Origin of the sequence: Kitasatospora sp. NPDC092948 (assembly GCF_044754805.1) — a bacterium.
GTDB lineage: Bacteria > Actinomycetota > Actinomycetes > Streptomycetales > Streptomycetaceae > Kitasatospora.
This window is the reverse complement of sequence record NZ_JBIVPU010000011.1, coordinates 114291-138755: the sequence shown is the minus strand read 5'-3', so window position 1 is coordinate 138755 and position 24465 is coordinate 114291. Positions and strand designations below refer to the sequence as shown.

22 protein-coding genes and 1 tRNA gene are annotated in these 24465 nt (G+C 72.1%); 8 read left to right on the top strand and 15 right to left on the bottom strand.

Annotation, left to right across the window (positions count from 1 at the left end):
- Positions 1-10: 10 nt before the first annotated feature.
- A complete protein-coding gene (locus ACIQF6_RS27460; protein ID WP_400899587.1) occupies positions 11-1135 on the bottom strand; it encodes a low temperature requirement protein A in 1125 nt (374 codons plus the stop codon).
- A 186-nt stretch (positions 1136-1321) separates the two neighbouring features.
- On the opposite strand from ACIQF6_RS27460, the gene ACIQF6_RS27455 reads away from it, so the two are divergent.
- The 6 genes from ACIQF6_RS27455 to ACIQF6_RS27430 all read left to right on the top strand — a co-directional run bounded on the left by ACIQF6_RS27455 (position 1322) and on the right by ACIQF6_RS27430 (position 7682).
- A complete protein-coding gene (locus ACIQF6_RS27455; RefSeq protein WP_400899585.1) occupies positions 1322-1870 on the top strand; it encodes a type VII secretion target in 549 nt (182 codons plus the stop codon).
- 43 nt (positions 1871-1913) lie between these two features.
- Entirely contained in the window at positions 1914-3521 is a 1608-nt protein-coding gene (locus tag ACIQF6_RS27450; protein ID WP_400899583.1) for a WXG100 family type VII secretion target, read from the top strand.
- A gap of 112 nt (positions 3522-3633) precedes the next feature.
- On the top strand, positions 3634-5118 hold the full coding sequence (mycP, locus tag ACIQF6_RS27445) for a type VII secretion-associated serine protease mycosin (RefSeq protein WP_400899581.1): 1485 nt from the start codon (positions 3634-3636) through the stop codon (positions 5116-5118).
- 129 nt (positions 5119-5247) lie between these two features.
- The gene (locus ACIQF6_RS27440) at positions 5248-6027 is read left to right on the top strand and encodes an HAD-IIA family hydrolase (protein WP_043914117.1); all 780 of its coding nucleotides are present in this window, start codon (positions 5248-5250) and stop codon (positions 6025-6027) included.
- Positions 6028-6338: 311 nt separating this feature from the next.
- Positions 6339-6605, top strand: a complete 267-nt coding sequence (locus tag ACIQF6_RS27435; protein ID WP_400899579.1) for a hypothetical protein — start codon at positions 6339-6341, stop codon at positions 6603-6605.
- 9 nt (positions 6606-6614) lie between these two features.
- Positions 6615-7682 (top strand): Gfo/Idh/MocA family oxidoreductase, encoded by a 1068-nt coding sequence (locus ACIQF6_RS27430; protein ID WP_400899577.1) that lies wholly within the window; start codon positions 6615-6617, stop codon positions 7680-7682.
- A 122-nt stretch (positions 7683-7804) separates the two neighbouring features.
- Here the strand turns inward: ACIQF6_RS27430 and ACIQF6_RS27425 are convergent, their stop codons facing one another.
- From ACIQF6_RS27425 to ACIQF6_RS27380, 10 genes are all read right to left on the bottom strand, one after another.
- Positions 7805-8848, bottom strand: a complete 1044-nt coding sequence (locus ACIQF6_RS27425; protein WP_400899575.1) for an adenosine deaminase — start codon at positions 8846-8848, stop codon at positions 7805-7807.
- 71 nt (positions 8849-8919) lie between these two features.
- Positions 8920-9708, bottom strand: a complete 789-nt coding sequence (locus ACIQF6_RS27420) for a hypothetical protein (protein WP_400899573.1) — start codon at positions 9706-9708, stop codon at positions 8920-8922.
- 114 nt (positions 9709-9822) lie between these two features.
- Entirely contained in the window at positions 9823-11103 is a 1281-nt protein-coding gene (locus ACIQF6_RS27415; protein ID WP_400899767.1) for a DUF445 domain-containing protein, read from the bottom strand.
- Between the two features lie 62 nt (positions 11104-11165).
- Positions 11166-12464, bottom strand: coding sequence for a nucleotide sugar dehydrogenase (locus ACIQF6_RS27410; protein ID WP_400899765.1), 1299 nt, complete (start codon positions 12462-12464; stop codon positions 11166-11168).
- Between the two features lie 38 nt (positions 12465-12502).
- Positions 12503-13705, bottom strand: coding sequence for a glycosyltransferase family 2 protein (locus ACIQF6_RS27405; RefSeq protein WP_400899571.1), 1203 nt, complete (start codon positions 13703-13705; stop codon positions 12503-12505).
- A gap of 75 nt (positions 13706-13780) precedes the next feature.
- On the bottom strand, positions 13781-14749 hold the full coding sequence (locus tag ACIQF6_RS27400; protein WP_400899569.1) for an ATP-binding cassette domain-containing protein: 969 nt from the start codon (positions 14747-14749) through the stop codon (positions 13781-13783).
- A 15-nt stretch (positions 14750-14764) separates the two neighbouring features.
- Complete coding sequence (locus ACIQF6_RS27395) at positions 14765-15598, bottom strand: ABC transporter permease (RefSeq protein ID WP_400899567.1); 834 nt, start codon at positions 15596-15598, stop codon at positions 14765-14767.
- Positions 15591-16394, bottom strand: a complete 804-nt coding sequence (locus ACIQF6_RS27390; RefSeq protein WP_400899565.1) for an ABC transporter permease — start codon at positions 16392-16394, stop codon at positions 15591-15593. The genes ACIQF6_RS27395 and ACIQF6_RS27390 overlap by 8 nt, the downstream gene beginning before the upstream one ends.
- Positions 16395-16559: 165 nt before the next feature.
- On the bottom strand, positions 16560-16862 hold the full coding sequence (locus ACIQF6_RS27385; protein ID WP_400899763.1) for a GroES family chaperonin: 303 nt from the start codon (positions 16860-16862) through the stop codon (positions 16560-16562).
- A 139-nt stretch (positions 16863-17001) separates the two neighbouring features.
- A complete protein-coding gene (locus tag ACIQF6_RS27380) occupies positions 17002-17343 on the bottom strand; it encodes a DUF3618 domain-containing protein (protein ID WP_400899563.1) in 342 nt (113 codons plus the stop codon).
- A gap of 153 nt (positions 17344-17496) precedes the next feature.
- Here ACIQF6_RS27380 and bcp point away from each other — a divergent pair, with 153 nt between their 5' ends.
- Positions 17497-17970 carry a thioredoxin-dependent thiol peroxidase gene (gene bcp / locus ACIQF6_RS27375; protein WP_400899561.1) on the top strand — a complete coding sequence of 158 codons (474 nt, stop codon included), beginning with the start codon at positions 17497-17499 and terminating at the stop codon, positions 17968-17970.
- 78 nt (positions 17971-18048) lie between these two features.
- Here bcp and ACIQF6_RS27370 read toward each other — a convergent pair whose 3' ends face one another.
- Together ACIQF6_RS27370 and ACIQF6_RS27365 are read right to left on the bottom strand one after the other, a co-directional pair.
- Positions 18049-20412, bottom strand: a complete 2364-nt coding sequence (locus ACIQF6_RS27370; protein ID WP_400899761.1) for a chitinase C-terminal domain-containing protein — start codon at positions 20410-20412, stop codon at positions 18049-18051.
- 290 nt (positions 20413-20702) lie between these two features.
- Positions 20703-22988 carry a glycosyl hydrolase family 18 protein gene (locus ACIQF6_RS27365; RefSeq protein WP_400899559.1) on the bottom strand — a complete coding sequence of 762 codons (2286 nt, stop codon included), beginning with the start codon at positions 22986-22988 and terminating at the stop codon, positions 20703-20705.
- Between the two features lie 205 nt (positions 22989-23193).
- Here ACIQF6_RS27365 and ACIQF6_RS27360 point away from each other — a divergent pair.
- Positions 23194-23277: transfer RNA gene (locus tag ACIQF6_RS27360), tRNA-Leu, on the top strand.
- Positions 23278-23339: 62 nt separating this feature from the next.
- On the opposite strand, the gene rdgB is transcribed toward ACIQF6_RS27360, so the two are convergent.
- A complete protein-coding gene (rdgB, locus tag ACIQF6_RS27355) occupies positions 23340-23945 on the bottom strand; it encodes an RdgB/HAM1 family non-canonical purine NTP pyrophosphatase (RefSeq protein ID WP_400899557.1) in 606 nt (201 codons plus the stop codon).
- A gap of 26 nt (positions 23946-23971) precedes the next feature.
- A complete protein-coding gene (locus tag ACIQF6_RS27350; protein ID WP_400899555.1) occupies positions 23972-24400 on the bottom strand; it encodes a hypothetical protein in 429 nt (142 codons plus the stop codon).
- Positions 24401-24465: the final 65 nt, after the last annotated feature.

Genomic DNA, 24465 nt, shown 5'->3' with positions numbered 1-24465 from the left:
GCGAAGAACGCTACACAGTCGCGCCGACAGCCCGCTCCGCCCGCCGCACCCGCGCCGCCTCCCAGCCGATCACCCCGACCAGCACCGCCGCCAGCAGGCTCAGCACGGCCAGCGCGGGCAGCCGGTGCAGCGGGGTGAGCAGCAGCAGCGCCAGCAGCGCGGCCACCAGCAGGCCTGCGGTCAGCCGGGTCGGCGAGAGCTTCCCGAACATCATCCAGCGGGTGTAGTTGAAGGACAGCAGGTACAGCGCGCTGCCGCCGTACAGCAGCCCGAGCGCACCGCCGCCGAGCGCCGCCCCGGGCCGGGCCACCGTCTCGGCGAAGCCCACCGCGACGGTGATCACGCCGGCGATCAACGCCAGGTGACCGTACGAGAACACCCGCCGCAGCACGTCGCGGCGCGAACTCGCGGTCTCCATGGCGTGCCGCATCGCGTCGGCGGCGTACCCGAAGTACTGCCACCACAGCGCGCAGGAGATCACGAACGCCACGGCCACCGAGACCAGTCGGCCCGCGTGCAGCGGGGCGCCGGCCACCGGGGCGCCGATCCCGACGATCGACTCGCCGAGCGCCACCAGCAGGAACAGGCCGAAGCGCTCCGGCAGGTGGCCCGGGTGGTACTCGACCTTCGCCAGCCGCCGCCGGAACAGCAGCGGCGCCGACAGGTCCGCCGTCGCGCCCACCGCCCACAGCAACTCCCGTGCGGGGGACGCCAACAGGCCGCCGATCACCAGCAGCGGCCCGCTGAAGAACGCGCCCACCCCGTACGGGCCGATCCAGATCTGCCGCACCCGGCGGGCCAGCAGTCCGACCAGCAGCAGCCGGGCCGCCCAGTACGCGGCGCCGAACAGCACGCCGCGGTCGCCGAACGCCCCCGGCAGGGCGAGCGCCAGGAACAGCCCCGCCAGGCCCACCCCGAAGATCCCGATCCGGTCCCGCGGATTGTCCACGTCCCGGATGTTGGCCTGCACCGTGGTGCCCACCCAGCACCAGTACACCGGCACGAACGCCACCAGGGCCCGCCCGCAGCCCGCCCAGTCGTGGTGGTGGTGCAGCAGCGCCGACACCTGCGTCACCGCGAACACGAACACCAGGTCGAAGTACAGCTCCGCCCAGGTGACGCGCTTCTCCCCCATCCGAACTCCCCCGCACGACCCGCTCCTTGACGCTCCATCACGAACGAGCGACCGGCAAAGGCTACCCGGACCGTTATCGCCCCTCCCCTGACGCACCGTCCGTTCGTACCGCTATCTTGAAAGGTGGCCAGTGCCACCGGCGGGCCACCACGGGGGTGGGTCCGCCCAGGGGAGGGGGATCGGCAGATGAGTGACGTCTCCGGCAACGGGATGTCGGGGTTCGTGTACAACGCAGTGAACGTCGCGGAGGTCTTCGCCACGCAGGCCATGGTCGCCGACTCGCAGGCCCGGGCCCTGAACGGCCAGGTCGGCAGCGGGGCGATGAAGGTCGAGGTCGAGAACCTGCAGACCTTCAAGAACAAGGTCGACCAGATCCTGAGCGACCTCGACGGCTCCCCCGCGAGCCACGGCGAGGTCTCCCAGCAGACGCTGACGCCCGGTCAACTCGGCCAGAACTTCGGCCAGGTCGGCGACCTGATGACCGCGTACACCACCGTGCACACCAACCTGGAACAGCTGTCGCAGAGCCTCGCCGCCCAGATCACGGCGATGAGCGCGAGCATCGGCCAGGCCGCCGGCAACTACAGCAACAGCGAGGCCGAGCAGCAGAGCCGGTTCAGCTCGATCTCCTACCCCGGCGCACTGCCCGCACCCGCCGCAGCCGGCGACCCGAGGACCGCCTACACGGCCCGCCCGCAGGCCCCGTCCACCGGCACCCAGCAAGGCGCGTACTGACGGATCGATGTCTCCGGCGACGGAGAAACGGGGGAGACAAGAGATGAGAAACCTCGAGGACGACGGCGACAGCGAGATCGCCGGCGCCAGCCACGAGCAGCTGGTGGCCATGGTCCAGCACACGGACCCGAACGCCGTCCTTCAGGTGGCCCGACGACTGATGGCCGCCTCCAACAAGATGGACGACATCAGCGAAGAGCTGCACGCCCACATGAGCGGCCTCGACTGGGAGGGCACCGCCGCCGACAGCTTCAAGAACTGGGGCAACCAGGTCTCGAACGCCACCATGGGCCTGGCCACGTACTCGCGGAACGCCGGCACCTACATGGCCTCCGCCGGCGAGATGCTCTCCGAAGTCAGGTCCGCGATGCCGCCGGTGCCGCACGCCGACATCGCGGCCGTCGGCCGGTACAACGACCAGCCCAACGACCTCGTCAACGGCGGCGGCGGCGTCCTCGGCGGCATGCTCGGCATCGGCAGCGGGGCCGGAAAGTGGGCGGCCGGCGAGATCGCCGGGTTCGTCGACTCCGACTGGGTCACGCCCGACCAGGCCAAAGCCGCGCAGCAGCGGGTAACCCAGGCGCACAACGAGGCCATCCACCAGATGACCAAGCTGAGCCAGGCGTACGAGCAGGCGACCGTCCGGCTCAACTCGGTGGAGCCGCCGGTGTTTCCGCCGCTGCCGGACGGCGGTCAGCGGCACGACGACATGGTGGACGTCCCGGTCGGCGGGGGCAGCGGAGGCGGTACGGGCGGCGGCGGAGGCGGCGGCACCCTGCCGCATCCGCCCAGGGTTTCGCCGATACCGTCCCCGAAGCCGACGCCGACGCCGACGCCGCAGCCACCTACGCCGATCCAACCGCCGACACCGCCGTACGACCCGCCGTACCAAGGGGGGCCGGTCAGGCCGATCGGCCCGATTCTTCCGCACCCTCCGATCCAGAACCCGCCGCCCGTCACTCCCCCGGTCACGGGTCCGGTCGTCGTCATCGACCACACGGACCCGCCGCCGACTTCCGGGGGCGGCAGCACAGGCAGTGGTGGCGGCGGCGGCCCGGTGCTCGGCGGCGGTGGCGGTGGCGGCTACCCGGGCGGTGGGGGTGGCGGTGGCGGCTACCCGGGCGGTGGGGGTGGCGGTGGCGGCTACCCCGGCGGTGGCGGTGGTTACCCGGGCGCGCCGATCGGCGGCGGCCCGATCGGCGGCGGCAGCACCGGACGGACCGGTGGCTCGGGTGTCCCGGGCACCAGCGGCACGGCCGCTGCGTCCTCCGGCCAGGCCGGACAGGCGGGGCGCACGGGCGCCTCGGGCTCGGGCGGCATGCCGCACGGCGGCGGCGGTATGGGCGGCGGCGCCCGTGGCGGGGCCGGCGGCGGCGCCCGCAGCAGCGGGCTGGTCAACCGGGCCGGCGGCACCGTCGGCGGGAAGCGCGGGCCGGCCTCGGGCGGCGAGTTCACGCCGGGCGGCACCGGGCTGCGCGCCCGGGGCGAGCGGGGCGCCAACGGCCAGGCCGGCCAGGGCGGGTTCGGCGGCGGCCACGGCGGCGCGAACCGCAAGGGCAAGCCGCAGGGCAAGCGTCCCGACTACCTGACCGAGGACGAGGACACCTGGACGTCCGGCATGGGCCCGGCCAACCCGGGTGTGATCGAGTAGGAACCGCATCGGCTGCCCGGCCGCAGGGGAATAGCGCTCCTGTGGCCGGGCAGCATCGTGCGGTCGGGGGCAAGTCACTCGCCGAACTCATCGGCGTGCGAAGGAGTTTGTGATGCGGCGAACGGGCAGGACAGGACGGGGGCGGCGGCTGGCCGCAGCGACGGCGGTCGCGGGCGTCCTGTGGGGGTGGACGACGGGGCCCGCGCTTGCAGCGGACTCGATCCGCGCGCAGGAGTGGCACCTGGACGCGATGCACGCCGACGAGATGTGGCAGACCAGCACCGGATCCGGTATCACCGTGGCCGTGATCGACACCGGGGTGAAGGCCGACGTGCCCGATCTGGCCGGGCAAGTGGTGGTCGGCACGAACCTCAGCCACGAGTCCGGGAGTGAGACCGCCCCCAAGGACGGCCACGGAACGAAGATGTCCAGCGCCATCGCCGGCACCGGCAAGGGGCTGGACGGCAAGGGTGCGTACGGTCTCGCGCCCGGAGCGAAGATCCTCCCGATCAGGGTCGACCTGGACAACGGGACCGGCGACAGCCAGGTCATGGACGAGGTCTCCCGGGGCATTACCTACGCCGTTGATCACAACGCGAAGATCGTCAATATGTCGCTGGGCATCCCAGTGCGCTCACTGCAGTCCGCCGACGTCGACAAGCTCCGGGCTGCGGTCGACCATGCGGTGTCCCGTGGCGTCCTGCTGTTCGCCGCCGTCGGTAACACCGGCAACACCGACAACCGCCTCGAATACCCGGCCGCGATGAGCGGCGTGGTCGGCGTGAGCGCCACCGACCAGGACGGGAAGGTCACGGCGGAGTCGGAGCACGGCCCGCAGGTCACGCTCGCCGCACCGGGCCAGGACATCTACGGCGCGTGCACCGGAGCGTCCGGCTACTGCAAGGGAACCGGAACCTCGGACGCCACCGCCCTGGTCTCCGCCTCCGCCGCCCTGATCTGGTCGGCACACCCCGACTGGACGGGCAATCAGGTCCTGCGCGTCCTGATCAACACCGCCAGCAACTCGACGCAGCGCAGCGACTATCTCGGTTACGGCATCGTCCGCCCCCGGATCGCGCTGACCGACCCCGGCGACCCGGGCCCCGCCGACGTCAGCCCGCTGCCTGCCGCGTCCGCGCCCGCGCCCGCCCCGGGGAAGTCGACCGGTGCGCAGCCGGGCGGGGCCGCGAGTGCGCCCGCCGACCCCGGGCAGGGGCAGGACACGGCCGGGTCGCAGCCGCCCGCGGCCGCGGACGCGTCCTCGAAGAGCGGCAACACGCCGCTGCTGATCGGCGGCGGCGTGGTCGCCGTGGTGCTGCTGCTCGTGGTGGTGGCGATCGTGCTCCGCAGCCGCCGGTCCGCGGCCGCCGCCCCGGTGCCGCCGGCCCCGTTCCCCGGCCAGCAGCCGCCGTACGGCCAGGCTCCCCCGCCGCCGCCGTACGGCCAGGCGCCCCAGGCACCGCAGCCCCCGTACGGCCAACCCCCTTACGGCCAGCCGCCGCAGCAGCCCCACGGCCAGCAGCCACCGCCGTACGGTCAGCAGCCGCCGTACGGCCAGCAGCCCCCGGCCAACGGCGGCAACCCGTACGCGAGCTGAGGTCGGCCGGTGGGGCGCACTAGGCTGGCCGCGTTGGGGCAGCCAGTGGCGCCCGGCCGGCCAGCGGTGTCCGGTCGGAGCGATGCACATTGATCGTTCGACCGTCGCAAGACCGAGGAGAGACCCACCGTGGCAGATCGCAAGCCCATCGAGACCTGGCTGACCGACATGGACGGAGTCCTCATCCACGAGGGCGTGCCGATCCCCGGGGCCGATGCCTTCATCAAGCGGCTGCGTGAGTCCGGAAAGCCGTTCCTGGTGCTCACCAACAACTCCATCTACACCCAGCGCGACCTGCACGCCCGGCTGTCCCGGATGGGGCTGGACGTGCCGGCCGAGCACATCTGGACGTCCGCGCTGGCCACCGCGAAGTTCCTCTCGGACCAGCGCCCGAACGGCACCGCGTACGTGATCGGCGAGGCGGGCCTGACCACCGCGCTGCACGACGTCGGCTACGTGCTGACCGACACCGACCCGGACTTCGTGGTGCTCGGCGAGACCCGCACCTACTCGTTCGAGGCGATGACGAAGGCGGTCCGGCTGATCGACGCGGGCGCCCGGTTCATCGCCACCAACCCGGACGAGACCGGCCCGTCCGCGGAGGGTGCGCTGCCGGCGACCGGTGCGGTCGCGGCGCTGATCACCAAGGCCACCGGGGTGGAGCCGTACTTCGTCGGCAAGCCGAACCCGCTGATGATGCGGGCCGGTCTGAACGCGATCGGCGCGCACTCGGAGAACAGCGCGATGATCGGCGACCGGATGGACACCGACATCGTCTCCGGCATGGAGGCCGGCATGTCGACCTTCCTGGTGCTGACCGGTCTCACCCAGGCCGGCGACGTGGACCGATTCCCGTACCGCCCGACCCAGGTGGTGGAGTCCATCGCGGACCTGGTCGAGCTGATCTGACCGGTTTCCCCGGAGGGCCTCTCGTCACCCGGCGAGGGGCCCTCCCGGCTGTTCGGGCCAGACCACGGGCCCCGGCCCGGGATGCCGCGACCGTCCCTGCCGACCGGTCGCCGACCACCGCCCGGAGCGCCGTCACCGCCCGGTTCGCCGACGCCGTGTGACCGCCCGGTCCCGGCCCGTCGCGGCGGGCCGGGGCCGCCTCAAGGCCTCCTTAAGCGGCTCCTAACTACTCTGACGGAACGTCAACTTCCTTGCGCCGCACGGCTAACGTCCCGGACACACCCTCCGCCCGACGCAAGGAGCCCCCGCCCGTGGCTTCCGTCCGCCGCACCGCCGTCCTGCTGGCCACCACCGCCCTGCTCGGCGGCCCGGCCGTCGCGCCCGCCGCGGCGGCCGGCACCGCCGCCCACGCCGACCGGGACGCCGGCCAGGGCGTGCTGCTGTCGCTCGGCTCGGTGCTGCTGCTCACCGGCGCGGCCGCTGCCACCGCGCGCCGCCGCACCGGGCCCGCCGGACCGCCCCGACCTGGCGGAACGGACCGGGCGGCCTCCGTCGCTCCGGGGGACGGGGATGGTTGAGTGGGGGTCATGAGCACGCCCCCTGCACCGTTTCGCGTCGGCCTGATCGGCTACGGCCTGGCCGGTTCGGCCTTCCACGCCCCGCTGATCGCCACCACTCCCGGGCTGCGACTGGACGCGGTGGTCACCGCCAACCCCGACCGCCGCGCCCAGCTGCACCGCGACCACCCCGGCGCCCGCGCCCTCGACACCCCCGACCAGCTGTTCGAGGACGCCGACCGCTTCGACCTGGTGGTGATCGCCTCCCCCAACCGCACCCACGTTCCGCTCGCCCGGACCGCCCTGCTGGCCGGCCTGGCCACCGTCGTCGACAAGCCGCTCGCCGCGACCAGCGCCGAGGGCCGCGACCTGTGCGAGTTCGCCGAGAAGTCCGGCCTGCTGCTGTCGGTGTTCCAGAACCGGCGCTGGGACGGCGACTTCCTCACCGCCCGCCGGCTGATCGAGGACGGCCGGCTCGGCCGGGTGCACCGCTTCGAGTCCCGCTTCGAACGGTTCCGTCCCAAGCCGAAGCCCGGCTGGCGCGAACTCGCCGACCCCGCCGAGGTCGGCGGCACCCTGTACGACCTGGGCAGCCACCTGGTCGACCAGGCCCTCGCGCTGTTCGGGCCGGTCGAGACGGTGTACGCCGAGATCGACGTCCGCCGGGACGGCGCGGTGGTCGACGACGACGCCTTCCTCGCCCTCACCCACACCGGCGGTGTCCGCTCCCAGCTGTGGACCAGCGCCCTGACCCCGCTCGCCGGCCCCCGTCTGCGGGTCCTCGGCGACAGCGCCGGCTACGTCAAGTTCGGCATGGACCCGCAGGAGGCCGCCCTGCGGGCCGGCCGCCGTCCCGGACCGGACAGCCACTGGGGGGACGACGACCCCGCCGCGTACGGCCTGCTCGGCACCGACGGCGACGCCGAGCCGATCCCCACCGACCCCGGTGACTACCCGGCGTTCTACGCGGGCATCGCCGCCTCGCTCGCCGACCGCACCCCGCCGCCGGTCGACCCCCGGGACGCCGTCGCCACGCTCACCGTCCTGGAGGCCGCCCGCGCCTCCGCGGCCACCGCGAGCGTCGTCCGCCTGCCCTGAGCCGCGCCGTCACCGGCGGGGCGGGAGAGCGACTGCCGTTCCCCGCCCCGCCGGTGACGAGGCATCGAGGCGTCGAGGCGTCGAGGCGTCGAGCCCGCGAACGGCCTCCCGGTCGTGCGCCCTCAGCCCGTGGCGCCCCGGCCCGCCAGGTAGGCGTCGATCTCGCCGGTCAGCCGCCGCTTGCCCGCCGCGTCCAGGAAGGACGCCTCCACCGCGTTGCGGGCGAGCGCGGCGATCCCGGTCTCGTCCAGGCCGAGCAGCTTCGCGGCGACCGCGTACTCGGTGTTCAGGTCGGTGCCGAACATCGGCGGGTCGTCGCTGTTGACGGTGACGAGCAGGCCGGCGTCGACCATCTGCCGGATCGGGTGGTCCTCGATCCGCTCGACCACCCGGGTGGCCAGGTTGGACGTCGGGCAGACCTCCAGCGGGATCCGGTGCTCGCCGAGGTGGTCGAGCAGCGCCGGGTCCTTGACCGACTGGGTGCCGTGGCCGATGCGTTCCGCGCCGAGCACCCGGATCGCGTCCCAGACCGTCTCCGGCCCGGTGGACTCGCCAGCGTGCGGCACGCTGTGCAGGCCGGCCGCCCGGGCCCGGTCGAAGTACGGCTTGAACTGCGGGCGCGGCACGCCGATCTCGGGGCCGCCGAGGCCGAACGAGACCAGCCCGGCGGGCGCGAGGTCGAGGGCGAGGCGGGCGGTCTCCTCGGCGGAGGCCAACCCGGCCTCGCCGGGGATGTCGAAGCACCAGCGCAGCACGACGCCGAGTTCCTTCTCGGCGGCCAGCCGGGCGTCCTCGATCGCCTCCATGAAGGCGACGTCGGGGATGCCGCGGCGGACCGACGAGTACGGCGTGACGGTCAGTTCGGCGTAGCGGATGTTCTGCCGGGCCATGTCCTGGGCGACGCCGTAGGTCAGCGAGCGGACGTCCTCGGCGTCGCGGATCAGGTCGACGACGCTCAGGTACACCTCGATGAAGTGCGCGAAGTCGGTGAACGTGAAGTACTCCGCGAGCGCCTCCGGGTCCGTCGGGACCTTGGTGGTTCCGGCGTGCCGCGCGGCGAGTTCGGCGACGACGCGCGGTGAGGCCGAGCCGACGTGGTGCACGTGCAGCTCCGCCTTCGGCATTCCGGCGATGAACGCCTCGATCCCCTGGACTCGCTCGGCCATGGTTCGCTCCCGTCTACTCACCCTGATCCGGACAGACCTCGCATGCTAACCCGCCGCCGCGGACGGCGTTGTCACCACTTGGCGGTCACCTTCTGCAGCAGCGCCCGGACCTGGGCGCGGCCCTCGAAGACCTGCTGGTTCGGGGCGAGGTCGACGAAGACCGTCACCACGACCGGGCCCTTGCGGGCGGTGATGGCGGAGTACGGCCGCTCCGGGGTCGTGGTGCCGTCGTCGTTGTGGTAGACGGCCAGGCCTTCCTCCGAGTACACCTCGTCGGCTCCCGGCACCTTGGGCGACTCGATGTCGTGCGCGGAGATGGTCTCGGTGCCGTCCTCGTCCTTGTAGTTCGGGCAGCGCCTGACGTTGGCCGCCGACTCCGCCATGTCCTGGTGCGCGGCGTCGGCGGTGGTGAACTGCGCGGCGACGCTGCTGCCCCAGAGCTCCTCGCCGTCGGGCCGCTGCGCGCGCACGTACCGGCCGGTGTTGGCGACCAGCCCCTTGACCGTCCCGTCCTCCTTGTTCAGGCAGGACTTGTCCATCGTGTAGTTGGTCAGGCTGGTGTCGTCGTCGTCGCGGGTCTCGAACCCGGCGCCCCAGTCGGCGGGAGTCAGCGCGAGCTTGTCGGTCCTGGCCTGCGCGGCCGCGTCACCCCCCGCGACGGCACTGCTGCTCGGCTTGTCGCTCGCCTTGCCGGTCGGCTTTCCGCTCGGCTTGCCACCGGCCGACGCCGTCGCCGTCGGCGTGCTCTGCCCGGCCGCCCCCGTGGCCGCCTCGTCGTCGTTGCAGGCCGTCAGCACCAGTCCGGCCGCCGCCAGGGCGGCGATCCGCAGTGCGAGCGTGCGTGCGTGAACCGTCTTCACGGTCTGTCCCCCATGGAAATTCAAGGCCGCGACCCCCCTGGCCGTGCCGATCGGTCGATCACCCTACCGAACCGGTCGGACACCCGCGCACCGAATCCGGCAGCGGACGGTTCGTCAACCACCCAGCGCCGTACTGACGGTGTGGATGAGCAGGCCCGCCATCGCGCCGACCACGGTGCCGTTGATCCGGATGAACTGGAGGTCGCGGCCGACGTTGGCCTCGATCTTGCGGGAGGCGTCGTCGGCGTCCCAGCCGGCCACCGTGTCGGAGATCAGCGAGGTGATCTCCTGCCGGTAGGTGGAGACCACGTACTCGGCGGCGTCCAGCAGCCAGCCGTCGGTCTTGGCCTGGAGTTTGGCGTCGGTGGCGAGGCGGCGGCCGAGCGAGTGCAGGCCCTGGGTGATCCGGCGGCGCAGTTCGCTGTCCCGGTCCTCGGCGGCGTTCAGCACCAGGGTGCGCACCGCCGACCAGGAGGAGGCGATCAGGTCCTGCACCTCGGGGCGGGCCAGCAGGTCGGACTTGGCGCGTTCGACCCGGGCGATGGTCTCCGGGTCGTGCTGGAGTTCCTTCGCGAAGTCGGCGAGGAAGTTGTCGAGGGCGCCGCGCGCGGGGTGCTCGGGGTCGTCGCGGACGTCGGTGACGAAACGCAGCAGTTCCTTGTAGACCCGTTCGCCGACCTGGTGGTCGATGAACCGGGGCGTCCAGCCGGGGGTCTTGGCGGTGACCCGGCCGACCACCTCGACGTGGTGCTCGACCAGCCAGTCGCGGGCCCGGACCGCGACCAGGTCGACCATGCCCTTGTGGCCGCCGTCCGCGACGATCTTGCCGAGCAGCCGGCCGGCGGGTTCGGCGACCGAGGTGGCGGCGGCCCGCCGGGTGATCGCCTCGGCGACCACGGCCTGTACGTCCTCGTCGCGCAGCACCGCGAGGACGCCGCGCAGCGCGGCGGCGGCCTCGTGGGTGACGCGTTCGGCGCTGCCGGGCGCGGACAGCCACTCGCCGAACCGCCGGGCCACGCCGATCCTGCCGAGTCTGGCCCGGACCACCGGCGCGGACAGGAAGTTGTCGCCGACGAAGTCGCCGAGCGAGCGCCCGAACGCGTCCTTCTTGGTGGGGATGATCGCGGTGTGCGGGATCGGCAGTCCGAACGGGCGGCGGAACAGCGCGGTGACGGCGAACCAGTCGGCGAGCGCGCCGACCATGCCGGCCTCGGCGGCGGCGGCCACGTAGCCGGCCCAACTGCCCGCGCCGGCGGCCCCGGCCCAGGTGGCGAGGCCGAAGACGACCGTGGCCAGGCCGAGCAGGCCGGTGGCGATGGCCTTCATCCGCCGTACGCCCTGTCGCTTGGCCTCGTCGGCGGCGGTGAAGCTGACTCCGGTTGCCCTCTCGTCCACACTCACCCCGCCAGACTCGCACACCGGTCCTGCGGGACGACCGCCGCCTCGCGAATCCGCCGCTACCGCAGGGCGTTCCCTCCCCCGAGGACGATCCGCCGCACCCCTTCCCAGCGCGCCGGGTCGGTGACCCGGCGGCCGTCGAGCAGCACCTGCACGCCCGGGAAGTCGACGGCGCCGAGGTCGCGGTACTCGGGGTGGTCGGCCTGGACGACCAGCGCGGCGGCGGGCTTGCCGTCGTCGGGCGGCAGGCCGAGCGCGGCGAGTTCCTCCGGCGTGTACAGCGGGTCGCTGACGCCGACCTGCGCGCCCGCCGCGCGCAGCGCCTCGACCAGCGGGAACACCCCGGAGACGGCGGTCTCCTTGACGCCGCCCCGGTAGGCCGCGCCGAGCACGGTGACGGCGACGCCGTCCAGCGGGCCGAGCGCGCCCGCCAGCAGGCCGACCGCGTACGCCGGGACCTGCTCGTTGGCCTCCCGGGCGGCGCGCACCACGCTCGCCTCCGGGTCGTTCCACAGGTACAGCCGCGGGTAGACCGGGATGCAGTGCCCGCCGACCGCGATGCCGGGCCGGTGCAGGTGGCTGTAGGGCTGCGAGTTGCAGGCGTCGATCACCTCGGCGAGGTCGACGCCGACCCGGTCGGCGAGCCGGGCGAACTGGTTGACCAGCGCGATGTTGACGTCCCGGTAGGTGGTCTCGGCGAGCTTGGCGAACTCGGCGGCCTCCGGCCCGCTGAGCGGCCACACGCCGTTGCCGCGCGGCAGGTCGGGGCGCGGGTCGAAGTCCAGCACCGCCCGGTAGAACGCGACGCCGCGCCGGGTGGACGCCTCGTCGATGCCGCCGACCAGCTTGGGGTAGCGCCGCAGGTCGGCGAAGACCCGCCCGGTGCGGACCCGTTCGGGGCTGAACACCAGCGCGAAGTCCCGGCCGGCGGTCAGCCCGGAGCCGGCCTCCAGCCGCCGGGCGAACCGGCCGCGCACGGTGCCCACCGGCAGCGTGGTCTCGTAGCTGATCAGCGTGCCGGGCCGCAGGCCGGCGGCGACCGCGTCGGTGGCGGCGTCCAGCAGCGCGAAGTCGGGGTTGCCGTCGGCGTCGGTGAGCAGCGGGACGACGATCACCACGGCGTCGGCCGCGGCGGTGGCGGCGGCGGTGTCGGTGGTGGCGTGCAGCCGTCCGGCGGCGACGGTCTCGGCGAGCAGTTCGTCGAGGCGGGCCTCGCGGGGGAAGGGCGGCCGCCCGGCGGTGACGGCGGCGACCACCGCGGGGGCGATGTCGGCGCCGGTGACCCGGTGGCCCTTGGTGGCGAACTGGACGGCCAGTGGCAGGCCGATCTTGCCCAGTCCGACCACGCAGATCTGCATCGCCGTCACTCGATCACCTTCCGGTAAGGGTTTCTGCGTCACCGGGCGGCCCGCAGCGGTCCGGGACGGGCGCGCAGCGCCTTCCGGGTGCGGCGCAGCACGGTGCGCACCGGGGCGGGGACCATCCGCCGCCAGCCGGTGGGGCCGGGGGCTCGGCCGGCGTCGAACAGCGTGTCGGGCAGGCCGAGCCGCCGGTCGCGGTACATCGGGTAGTGGGCGTACATCCGGCCGCCGCGGCGTTCGACGGGGGCGGGGCCGTGGTCCCGTTCCCACTCGATCAGCTCGCACAGGACGGCGAGTTCGCCGCGCCGGGCGAGCGCGAGCCGCAGCCGGGCGGGCACCGGGACGGCGCCGAACACGCCGGGCGAGCAGTGCCGGTCGAGCAGCCGACCGATCTCGCCGAGGATGCGCCGCTGCATGGCGGGCGGTTCGGCGAGGAACTGCTCCTGCAGCACCTGCGGGACGTCCCAGCTGAAGTAGCGTTCCCGGACGGCGTCGCGGACCGGCCCGGGGCGGGTGCCGCGCTCCAGCACCTCCTGGACGGCGTCCATGGCGCGCAGCCGGTCGATCGGCCCGGCGCGGTGGGTGACGTTGGAGCGGTCCTGCCGCAGCACCAGGTGGTAGTAGTCGTAGTCGGCGAGCACGGACACCTTGCGGGCGTTCAGCAGCGCGCCGAGGGTGAACGGCTGGTCGGAGCAGACCGGCAGGTCCTCGCGGCGGCGCAGGCCGTGGCTGAGCACCAGGGAGCGGCGGAACATCTTGGTGTCGGCCAGCGCCCAGGCGAGCGCGGAGTCGGTGAAGTCGACCTGTTCGGCGGTGCGCTCGAAGATGCCCTGCGGGACGACCCGGCCGTTCTCGCCGACGAGTTTGGGGATCAGCACGTCGCACTGCCAGCGGTCGGCGGCGTCGACCATCCGCGCCAGCGCCTCGGGGCCGAGCCAGTCGTCGGCCCCGAGGTACATCAGGTAGCGGCCGCGGGCCAGGTCGGTGCCGCGGTTGGTGGGCTTCGCGGGCCCGCCGGACGCGGGCTGCCGGACGGTGCGCAGCAGCCCGGGGTGGGCGGCGGCGAACCGGGCGAGTTCCTCGGTGCTGCCGTCGCTCGACCCGTCGTCGACGGCGACGACTTCCATCCGGTCCGCGCCGATGGTCTGTTCGACCAGCGAGTTCAGGCAGGCGGTGAGGTAGGGCATGGTGTCGTGGACGGCGATCACCACGCTGACGTCCGGTTCGTGCTCGGTCACGAGAATGCCAACTCCCGTACCGGCCGTTCGGTCACCTCCCCCACCCGATCGAGTGAGCGGGACGTTCCTACGACGTCAGGCGACGGGTTCGGCGTCCGCGCCGGCGTAGATCCGGGCGATCACGTCCTCGATGGCGGGTTCGCGCACCGACAGGTCGACCAGCGGGTAGCGCTCGGCGACGGCGGCGACCAGCGGTGCGGCGCTCTGCCGGGCCGGGAACGCCAGCCACTGCCGGGGGCCCTCGACCTTGACGGTGCGCACCCCGGGCAGGTCGATCGGCGGGTGCGGGCCGGCCAGGTCGACGACCAGGGTGCGTTCGCTCTCGCCGGCCGCGTGCAGGGCCTCCAGCGGGCCGTCCAGCACCAGCCGGCCGTGGTCGATCACCATCACCCGGCCGCACAGCTGCTCGATGTCGGTGAGGTCGTGGGTGGTGAGCAGCACGGTGGTGCGCTGTTCCCGGTTGGTCTCGCGGAGGAACTCGCGGACCTTGGTCCTGCTGATCACGTCGAGTCCGATGGTCGGCTCGTCCAGGTAGAGCACGCTCGGGTCGTGCAGCAGGGCGGCGGCGAGGTCGCCGCGCATCCGCTGGCCGAGCGAGAGCTGCCGTACCGGGGTGTCCAACAGTGCGCCCAGGTCGAGCAGTTCGACGCACCGGTCGAAGTTGGCCCGGTACCGGGCGTCGGGGATCCGGTAGATCCGGCGGGCCAGTTCGTAGCTGTCGCGCAGCGGCAGGTCCCACCACAGGGTGGTGCGCTGGCCGAACACCACGCCGATCCGCCGGGCCAGCGCGGCCCGTCTGGCCGCGGGGTCGACGCCGGCGACCCGCAGCCGCCCGCCGCTGGGCACCAGGATGCCGGTGAGCATCTTCACCGTCGTCGACTTGCCCGCCCCGTTCGGCCCGATGTAGCCGACGCACTCCCCTTCCTCGACCTGGAAGGTCAGCCCGTCCACGGCCCGCACCTCGCGCTTCTCGCGCCGCCAGCGGCCCTTCCCGGTCCGGACGGTGAAAGTCCGCCGGACGTCCTCGACCTCGATCACCGCCATGGTCTCCCCTTCCTCTCAACTGCCGGTCGAACGGTAGGCCCGCAGCCCGGCCCGCCAGGCCAGCCCGGCGGCCAGCACGCAGAGCGCGGCCGCGACCGGCGAGGCGAACTGGAACGCGACGGGCAGCCCGAGCGGGTCGGGCCGGCCCAGGATGTGCAGCGCGGGCAGCCAGTTGACGAACGCCAGCGGCACTCCGAAGACGGTGCCCGCGACGACCTCCTTGGCGAACATCGTCGGCGGGTACCGGAGCAGCGTGCCGCCGCCGTAGGTGATCGAGTTCTGCAGTTCGGCGGCGTCGCCCCACCAGAACTGCACGCAGGAGCAGCCGACGAAGACCGCGCAGAAGATCACCGTGCCGCACAGCAGCAGGCCGGGCACCATCAGCACCCGGTCCCAGGTCCACCGCACGTCCAGCGCGGCGAGCGCCCAGCCGAGCACCGCGAGCGCCTGCGCCAGGCGGCCCAGCCGCCGCAACGAGAAGCGTTCGGCGGCGAGTTGGGCCAGTGCGGGGGCAGGCCGGATCAGCATGGTGTCCAGTGCGCCGGAGCGCACCCGCTCGCCCAGCCCGCTCACCGAGCCGACCAGGAAGTTGGCCGCGCCGAGCGCCACCGAGCTCGTCCCGTACAGGAACCCGGTCTCCGCGAGCGTCCAGCCGGCCAGCCGGCCGGCCTGCCGGAACATCAGGATCAGCACCGCGAAGTCCAGGAACGTGATCAGTGTGTTCGCGGCCAGGCCCAGCACGAACGACGTCCGGTACGCCAGCATGGACCGGCCCCACATCGCGGCGATCAGCCACCACGACCGCACCGCCCAGCCCGCCCGGGCGGCGAGCGACTCCTGCTCAACCACCCTGCACCACCACCCTGCGCACCGCGAGCGCCTGCACTGCCCGGCCCGCCGCCAACAGGGCTGCCGCCCATGCCAGTTGGAATGCGTACAGGGTCAACAGGCTATGCCCGGTGCGCCGTTGGAGCAGCACGTCGGCGGGCAGCTGCACCATCGCCGAGAACGGCAGCATCCGCGCCAACTCCCCCAGCGCGCCCGGGAACAGGGCCAGCGGCAGCAGCGTCCCGGAGAAGAACATCGACAGCACCATCACCGCCGCCCGCACCCCCTCCGTGTCGTGCAGCCAGAACCCCGCCAGCGACACCAGGAACCGCACCCCGAAGCTCACCACCACCGCCAGCGCCACCGCCAGCAGGAACTCCAGCCACACCAACGGCCGTGCGGGCAGCGCCAGTTCGAACACCAGCGCGCCCAGCGCGAGCGGCAGCGCGCCCCGGGTGATCAGCTGGTACCCCGCCCGCCCCAGGTCCGAGGCCAGCCACCACCCCTGGAAGTCCACCGGCCGGTACAGGTCGATCGCGATGTCCCCGCTCCGGAACCGCGCCTGCACGTCGTCCTGGAACCCGCCGCCCCACACCGCGACGGTCGCCAACAGCGCCTGGCCGATCCACACGTACGTCACCGCCTGCCGCGCGTCGTACCCGCCCAGCCCCGGCCGCACCTGCCACAGCGCGAGCATCGTCGACGCCAGGATCCACCCGAAGACGGAATTGGTCACCACCCCGGCCACCGTCGCGGCCCGGTACGTCGAGTACCGCCGGAACGTGCCGCGGGCGACGGCTGAGTAGACCCCGGGCATCACTGGCTCCTCGGCGGAAGGACGCACAATCAGGGGCGCGGGAAGCTGCGAGAGGGGGAGACGCACCACGTCCGCAAGATCGCGACGCAGGACGGTGGCCTGCATGTGCTCGCGACCTTACGGACGTGGCGTGCGCTTGTCGCGCGGTTTTCCTCGGCTTACCTCTTACAGGTACAGCCCGGTCGACCCCTCCAGATCCCCGAACCGCCCCGCCGCCACCGCGTGCAGGTCGCGTTCCCGGAGCAGCACGTAGGTCGCTCCGCGGACCTCCACCTCAAGCTTGTCCTCCGGGTCGTACAGCACCCGGTCGCCGGGCTCCACGGACCGGACGCTCTGGCCGACGGCCACCGCCTCGGCCCAGGTGCAGCGGCGCGAAAGCTCCGCGGTGGCGGGGATCAGGATGCCGCCGGTGGATCGGCGTTCGCCTTCGCCGGTCTCGGTCCTGACGAGGACCCGGTCGTGCAGCATCCGAATCGGAAGCTTCTCCCCGAGCCGGTCGTGTCTGCTCTGCGCGTCGTTCTCACTCACGCTCCGACCGTACCGGACCGCGAAAACGGCGGGGTCCCGGGCGTCCGAACCCGGGGCCCCGCCGTCCGCGGGAACCGTCTCAGCCCTTGCGACGCCGGCGTGCGGACGCGATGAGCAGCACCACGCCGACGCCGACCAGCGCCACCGGCACGATCCGCTCGGGCCGGGGCCGCCCGTCCTCGTCGACGAACTTCGACGTGACCTGCTCGACGGCGCCGCTCGCGGCGACGTACGCCCGGCCGGCCTTCTGCTCGACCGTCGCGCGCAGCTTGGCCTTGGTCTGGGCGGCGACGGTGGCCGGGTGCACCCGCATGGCGAGTTCGTCGAGGGTCGCGGCGAGCCTGTCCCTGGTCCCGGCGATGTCCGCCTCGATCTGGGCCGTCGTGCGCGGTGCCGACGTGTCCTTGCTGCTCGCTGCCACTGGGGCCACCCCATCTCTGTTACCGCTAGGTACTTCTCTGCACCGACAGTCTGTCAGCTCCTCGTCGCGCTCGCGCAGCGCCACCCACCAACGGAGGTAGGTTGGCTGCCAGCACGAGATTCCCGTCCTGGCTCAGAGGAGAGAAGCACCATCGTGAGCGAGCGCCTGCAGGCGGGCGACACCGCCCCCGCCTTCACCCTGTCCGACGCCGACGGAAACCGGGTGTCGCTGGCCGACCACCTGGGCCGCAAGGTGATCGTCTACTTCTACCCGGCGGCGCTGACCCCGGGCTGCACCAAGCAGGCCTGCGACTTCACGGACAACCTGGAGGTCTTCGCGGGCGCGGGCTACGACGTGATCGGCATCTCGCCGGACAAGCCGGAGAAGCTCGGCAAGTTCCGCGAGAAGGAGGACCTGAAGGTCACGCTGCTGTCGGACCCGGAGCACCAGGTGCTGGAGGCGTACGGCGCGTACGGCGAGAAGGTGAACTACGGCCGCACCTACCAGGGCGTGATCCGTTCCACCGTGATCGTGGACGAGCAGGGCAAGGTGGAGCGGGCGCTCTACAACGTCCGGGCCACCGGCCACGTCGCGAAGCTGCTGAAGGACCTGAAGGTCGGCCAGTAGCGGCTCCCGGAGGCATCGCAGCGGTGGCGGCCGACCCCCCGACCGGGTCGACCGCCACCGCCGTTCATGGGCTCGGGATCAGCAGGTCCCGAGGTCCGTCCAGACGCCCCAGGCGCCGCTCAGCGACGGGTCCTCGCCCGCGGTCCACCACTTGTTCTGGTAGTAGTGGCCCTGCCACGACACCTTGGTGACGGCGGCGTAGGTGGTGGCGGCGCTCCAGCTCGGCGCACCCGAGCAGTTGCCGGCCGAGGCCGACGGCGAGGCCGACTTGGACGGCGAGGCGGAGGCGCTGGCCGACGCGGACGGCGACGCCGACTGCGAGGGCGAGGCGGAGGCACTGGCCGAGGCCGACGCGGACGCCGAGGTGCTGGGCGACGGCGAGCCGGTGCCGGCGGTGGTGCCGCGGGTGTAGTCGCCGGTGATGCCGTACAGGGTGCCGCCGACGTTGACGGTCCAGTTGGCGGGGGTGGAGACCGGCAGGTAGTAGACGAAGGCGACGTCGACCGAGGCGCCGGGCGCCAGCGACTGCCAGGTCGGCAGCTTCAGCGAGACGCGGTTGTAGACGCCCTTCAGGCCGCCGATGTTGTTGCCCGTGTGGTCGGACCGGATGACCTTGGACCCGAAGCCGGACTGGTCGGCGGCGTTGCTGGGCGCCGAGGTCGCGTAGTCGAACTGGAACTCGGTGCCGCCCGGCAGGGTGACGGTCGAGTTGTTGACGATGTGGATCTTCGGGTTGATCGGGTAGTTGTTGTCGCCCAGCGCGAAGTTGGTGAACGACACGTCGATCGGCAGGGTCTGCTGCGGCAGCGCGACGGTGGAGCGGGTCGCACCGTACGCCGAGGCCGACTTGAACTTGTCGTACAGCAGCGAGGTCATGGTGTTGCCCTGGACGTACTCGCCCTTGCCGCCGTTGGCGGTGGCGTCCCACTTGTAGTCGCCGGCGAGCTCCCAGATCATCGCGCCGCCGACGCCCTGGTTGACCACGTAGTCGGCCTTGGCGCCGATGGACTGGTCGTCCTCGGTGGAGAGGAAGACCTTCTTGTCGGCGTTCCACAGCCACGGCGAGGCCAGCGCCGCGCTGTAGTTGCGGGCGTAGCTGCCCTTGAGCGAGGTGTCGCTGACGCCGTACTTGGAGAGGTAGTCCGGCACGACGCCGTTCTCCAGGTTCTTGGCGTGCCACATCGGGTTGGAGCCGGCCGGCGACTCCTTGCCGTTGTCGTCCAGGTCGTGCCAGATGTTGTCGATGCCGACGGCGCCGTCACCACAGGTGGTCAGGCCGGAGCCGGCCGGGCAGTTGGTGGTGGAGGCGGTGCCCCACAGGCCGTTGGTGCCGCCCTGCACGTTCTGGAAGCCGCGGGTGTAGTACGGCACGCCGAGGTTGATCCGGCCGGCCGGCATCGCGCCGCGGAAGTAGTGGACGGCCCAGTCGCCGTTCAGGTAGCCGATCCCGCCGTACTGCGAGGTGCCGTACACGTTGGCGGCCGCCAGCTCGCCGTCCTTGCCGTCGTCGTACAGCGCGGCGTTCGGGCCGACGTACTTGTTCCAGGCGCCGTGCAGGTCGTACGACATGATGTTGACGTAGTCCAGGTACTGGGTGACCTGGAAGGTCTCCATGCCGCGCAGCAGGTAGCCCGAGGACGGGGCGGCGACCGACAGCAGGTAGTACTTGCCGTCGGCGGCGGAGGCCCGGTCGAGCTTCTCCCGCATGGTCTTCATCAGCGCCGCGTAGCCCTTCATCAGGGACGCGCGCTTGGCGTTGGAGATGGAGTAGTCGAGCGGGTTGCCCGCGTCCTTCATCGAGGTCGGGTACTCGTAGTCGAGGTCGACGCCGTTGAAGCCGTACTTCTTGATGAAGTTGACGGCGGAGTCCGCGAAGGTGTTGATGCCGGCCTGGTTGACCGACCCGTCCGCGTTGACGGTCATCGAGTAGAAGCCGCCGGAGTTGACCCGCTTGCCCGAGTCGTCGAAGTAGCCGCCGGTCTCGGCCCAACCGCCCACCGAGACCATGGTCTTGACGTTCGGGTACTGCTTCTTGTACTTCGTGAGCAGGTTGAAGTGGCCCTTGTACGGGAGCGACGGGTCCATCTCCGCGCCGGCCACGCCCGGGAAGGTCATCCCGGTGGCGGCGTTGTCCGCGCTGTCGCTGCCCACCGAGAGGGTGTTGTCGCTGCCGACGTGCGCGAACGCGTAGTTGAGGTGGGTGACCTTGTCCCAGGGGATGTTGTTCACCAGGTAGGCGGGCGTGCCGTCCTTGCCGGTGCGCCAGCCGGTGAAGTAGCCGATGACGCGGCGCTGGTGGTCGGCGCCCATCTGCTCGCGGCCGTTGGTGTCGTAGACGTTGCAGTAGGGCACGTCGACGCCGGGCGTGGTGTACATGCCGTCGGGGCGGCACGCCTGGTTGTCGACGGCGGCGGCGGACGGGGCGACGCCGAGCGTGCTCATCAGCAGGCCCGCCAGCCCCGCCGCGGCGGTGGTGGCGAACGCCACCTTGCGGCCGGTCTTCTGACGGCCCGCAGCGGTGGGGCGCTGCTCCGTCGTGTGTCGGATCAACACTCGGTCCTCCAGGAGAGAGTGTCGCGTGCACGCCTGTGGGAGGGCATGCACATGTGGGGGAAGTTCCGCCGAACTTAAAAGGTCTGGACCACCCGCGTCAACAGGTCTGTACCAACTTGGCAAGAAAGGCCGAACCGTCCGCACTCGGACGATCCGGCCTTCCCCAGGGCGAGTTGACGCTACTTCATGCTTCCGGTCATCGCGTTGACCAGCAAACCGGACGGGTCGTCGCCCTCCAGCGAGTAGGCGAATATGCCACCCAGACCCTTGCTCGTGGCGTACGCGCCGCGCGCCGCGATGGCCTGCGGGGTGTCACCGGTGAACAGGTTGACGCCGTCGTAGATCCACGAGCTCTGCGTGGTCGGGTCCCAGTGCACGGTGGAGCCGGTGGTCTTCCCGGCCGCCGCCAGCTCCTTCCAGAACGCCACCCCGGCGGTCTGGCTGGTGCTCTGCGCCCCGGACGGGCCGGTCGCGGTCTGGTACAGGCCGAAATTGGAGCCGGCCGGCACGCCGGTCCAGCCGCGGAAGTAGAACGGCACGCCCAGCGCCAGCTTCTGCGCCGGGAACCCGCCCTTGATGCCGTACGCGGGGGCGCCGGTCAGGTAGGCGTTGACCGCGTTGTCCACGGTGTACTTCTGCGTGCCGGGGGCGACCGGGTTGCTCGGGTCGTTCGGGCTGTCGTACAGCGGGTCCTGGAGGTTGGTCGGGCCGGTGGCCTCCCAGGCGCCGTGCATGTCGTAGGACATCACGTTGCCGTAGTCCAGGTACTTGCCGATCTGGTCGGTCTGCAGCAGCGCGATCTTGTCCTGGCCGCTCGGCAGCGCCGCGGTCAGCAGGTACTTCTTGCCGACGGTCTGCCCGTACGCGTCCAGCTGGTTGCGGAACTCGGCCAGCAGCGCGGTGAAGTTGGCGGTGTCGGCGGCCGAGTAGTGGTTGCCGGTGTGGCCGCCCGCGGAGGCCGGGTACTCCCAGTCGATGTCGATGCCGTCGAAGACGCCCATCGCGGCCGCGGTGCCGCCGGTGATGTCGCCCTGGATCGAGGGCAGGTTGCCCTTGATGAACATGTCGATGCAGGAGGAGACCAGCTTCTTGCGCGAGGCGTCGGTGGCCGCCGCGTCCGAGAAGTACTTCGAGTAGGTCCAGCCGCCCAGCGACATGGTGATCTTCAGGTTCGGGTACTTCGCCTTCAGCTCGCGCAGCTGGTTGAAGTTGCCCTTCAGCGGCTGGGTCCAGGCGTCGGTGGTGCCGTCCACCGAGATGTCCGAGGTGTAGCCCTTCTGGTAGTCCGCGAACGCGTCGCCCGCGCCGTCGCCGGCGTTCGGGTTGTTGTCGTTGGTGTCCGCGGCCTTGATGGTCTCGAAGCAGCTCAGCGTGGACGGGTTGATGTTGGCGAACGCGTACGTCATGGTGTTCAGCCCGCTCGCCGCGCCGGTGGCCGCCATGGTGGACGGGTAGTACTTGTTGCCGTAGATCCCCCACTGCGCGAAGTACGCCGACTTCAGCGGCCCGGTCGCCGCCGCGCCCGTGCTGACGGTGACCGGCGCGGAGTAGCCGCTGCTGTGGCCGTCCTTGTCGTAGCCCTGCACGGTGAAGGTGTACGAGGTGTTCGGCAGCAGCGAGGAGACCGTCACCGACGTTCCCATCGAGGTCGCGGTCTGCACGCCGCCGGAGAAGATCCGGTACACCGCGCTGTTGCCGTTCTGCGCGTTGTCGGCGGAGGCGTTCCACTTCAGCGTCACCGCGGTGTTCGCCACGCTCGCCGTCAGCCCGGTCGGCGTGGTCACCACCCCGTCCCCGCCCGGCGTCCCGGTCGCCGACGAACTCGCCGACGGCGACGCGCTGTTGCTGCTGCTCGGCGAAGCACTGGCCGAAGCCGAAGCCGACGCGGACGCCGACGCACTCGTGCTCGCCGACGGGCTGGTGGAGCCCGAGCCGCCGCCCGGCCCGGTGAGGGTCAGGTCGTCCGCGTAGTACGTGCCCTGGCCGTACCAGCCGTGGGTGTAGACCGTCACCGAGGTGGTCGACGCCCCGGTGCTGAAGGTGGTGCTGCGGTTGACCCAATCGGCGCTGGAGCCCCAGGAGTTGGTGTCGGTGGTCCCGGTGCCGGTGACGCCCAGGTAGGCGTAGTTGCCCTTCAGCCAGCCGCTCAGGCTGTACGTGGTGTTCGGGCTGACCGCGACGGTCTGCGAGCACTGCGCGGTGTCGGACGCGGAGGCCGCCGCCTGCAGCGCGTAGCCGCCGCCGTGCGGGGCGGCGGAGGTGATCGAGCCGAGGCCGCCGGAGCAGCTCCAGCCGGACAGCGTGCCGGTCTCGAAGTCGCCGTTGGCCAGCAGGTTGACGGTGGCGGCCGAGGAGGCGCCGCCGAGCGCGGTGACCAGTCCGGCGGCCCCGGCCACCAGGGCGGCCGCGGTGGCCAGCGCGGTGCCGGCCTTCAAGGGGGTTCTACGGGCGGGACGTTCGGGCATGAGTCGCTCCAATGTTCACGCCCGCCTGTGGGGGACGGACGCCGTGGGGGAGGAATGACGCGGCGCGAACGTACGTGGTCTGGACCACACTGGTCAATAGGTCTGTACCAATTCTCAGCCTGGCCGACGACGGCCCGAACGCCGCCCGAAAGGGTGGTGCACGCCGAGGTGACGGACAAGTAGCATGACGGGGAAGTCCCTGCCTGCGGTCTTGGCGGAATTGGCAGACGCCCGGGTTTTAGGTGCCCGTGAGAGCAATCTCGTGAGGGTTCGAGTCCCTCAGGCCGCACAGCCGACGAAGGGCCCGCCCGGGAGATCCCGGGCGGGCCCTTCGCATGTCGACGCGCGGTCTCAGCCCAGCAGTTCGGCGACCACCGGGGCGAGCGACCGGAACGCCTGGCCGCGGTGGCTGATCGCGTTCTTCTCCTCGGCGCTCAGCTCGGCGCAGGTCCGGCTCTCGCCGAGCGGCTGCAGGATCGGGTCGTAGCCGAAGCCGCCGCTGCCGGCCGGCTCGGTGCGCAGGGTGCCGTGCAGCCGGCCCTCGACCACCCGCTCGGTGCCGTCGGGCAGCGCGAGCGCGGCGGCGCAGGCGAAGGACGCGGCGCGGTGCTCGGCCGCGATGTCGCCGAGCTGGGCGAGCAGCAGGTCCAGGTTGGCCCGGTCGTCGCCGTGCCGGCCGGCCCAGCGGGCGGAGAAGATGCCGGGCGCCCCGCCCAGCACGTCGACGCACAGCCCGGAGTCGTCGGCGACGGCCGGGAGCCCGGTGGCGCGCGCCAGCGCGTGCGCCTTCAGCAGGGCGTTCTCGGCGAAGGTCACGCCGGTCTCGGGAACGTCCGGCACCTCGGGAAAGGCGTCCGCGCCGACCAGTTCGACGTCCAGTCCGGCCGCGCCGAGGATGTCGCGCAGCTCGGCGACCTTGTGCTGGTTACGGGTGGCGAGAACGAGTCGCTTGGTCATGCCGCAAGCCTAACCACCCGACATGCTCAGCCCGTGCACACCTTGCTGACCCGGCCGGCGGCGTCGCCGAGCGGTCCGAGGTCGGGCGTCTCGTTGTTGTCGACGGCCTTCTGCACCTTGTCGACCTGGGTCTGCAGGTCGCCGACGGCCTTGGCCAGGTCGGCGTCGCTGGAGTTCCGGCCGATCTTGTCGACGTCGCCCTTGATCTTCTGCACGGCCTTCCCGGCGGCGGCCGGGTCCTTGTCGGCGTTGTTGTACGCGCTGCCGAGCTGCGCCACGTCGGTGGTCAGTTGCACCGCGGTGTTGGCGCAGCTGACCGCCTTCTCCGCGGCGGAACAGCTGACCGCGCTCAGCGGCAGGATCAGCACCATCGCTGCGACGGCGAGCGTGGTGGTGCGGTTGATGCTGAGCGGCTGCTGCATCGGCGAGTCCTCCAGGAGGGTGTGCGGGCTCACAGCGAACGTTAAGGGTCTGCCCGCGTGCCTGTACAGCACACGCGGGCGGGCCCTCTCGTTCTGAC

Coding starts and splice junctions, on each gene's coding strand:
- ACIQF6_RS27460 (WP_400899587.1), bottom strand. CDS start 1,135: ATGGGGGAGAAGCGCGTCACCTGGGCGGAGCTGTACTTCGACCTGGTG.
- ACIQF6_RS27455 (WP_400899585.1), top strand. CDS start 1,322: ATGAGTGACGTCTCCGGCAACGGGATGTCGGGGTTCGTGTACAACGCA.
- ACIQF6_RS27450 (WP_400899583.1), top strand. CDS start 1,914: ATGAGAAACCTCGAGGACGACGGCGACAGCGAGATCGCCGGCGCCAGC.
- mycP (WP_400899581.1), top strand. CDS start 3,634: ATGCGGCGAACGGGCAGGACAGGACGGGGGCGGCGGCTGGCCGCAGCG.
- ACIQF6_RS27430 (WP_400899577.1), top strand. CDS start 6,615: ATGAGCACGCCCCCTGCACCGTTTCGCGTCGGCCTGATCGGCTACGGC.
- ACIQF6_RS27425 (WP_400899575.1), bottom strand. CDS start 8,848: ATGGCCGAGCGAGTCCAGGGGATCGAGGCGTTCATCGCCGGAATGCCG.
- ACIQF6_RS27410 (WP_400899765.1), bottom strand. CDS start 12,464: ATGCAGATCTGCGTGGTCGGACTGGGCAAGATCGGCCTGCCACTGGCC.
- ACIQF6_RS27400 (WP_400899569.1), bottom strand. CDS start 14,749: ATGGCGGTGATCGAGGTCGAGGACGTCCGGCGGACTTTCACCGTCCGG.
- ACIQF6_RS27390 (WP_400899565.1), bottom strand. CDS start 16,394: ATGCCCGGGGTCTACTCAGCCGTCGCCCGCGGCACGTTCCGGCGGTAC.
- ACIQF6_RS27385 (WP_400899763.1), bottom strand. CDS start 16,862: ATGCTGCACGACCGGGTCCTCGTCAGGACCGAGACCGGCGAAGGCGAA.
- ACIQF6_RS27370 (WP_400899761.1), bottom strand. CDS start 20,412: ATGAGCACGCTCGGCGTCGCCCCGTCCGCCGCCGCCGTCGACAACCAG.
- ACIQF6_RS27365 (WP_400899559.1), bottom strand. CDS start 22,988: ATGCCCGAACGTCCCGCCCGTAGAACCCCCTTGAAGGCCGGCACCGCG.
- rdgB (WP_400899557.1), bottom strand. CDS start 23,945: ATGACCAAGCGACTCGTTCTCGCCACCCGTAACCAGCACAAGGTCGCC.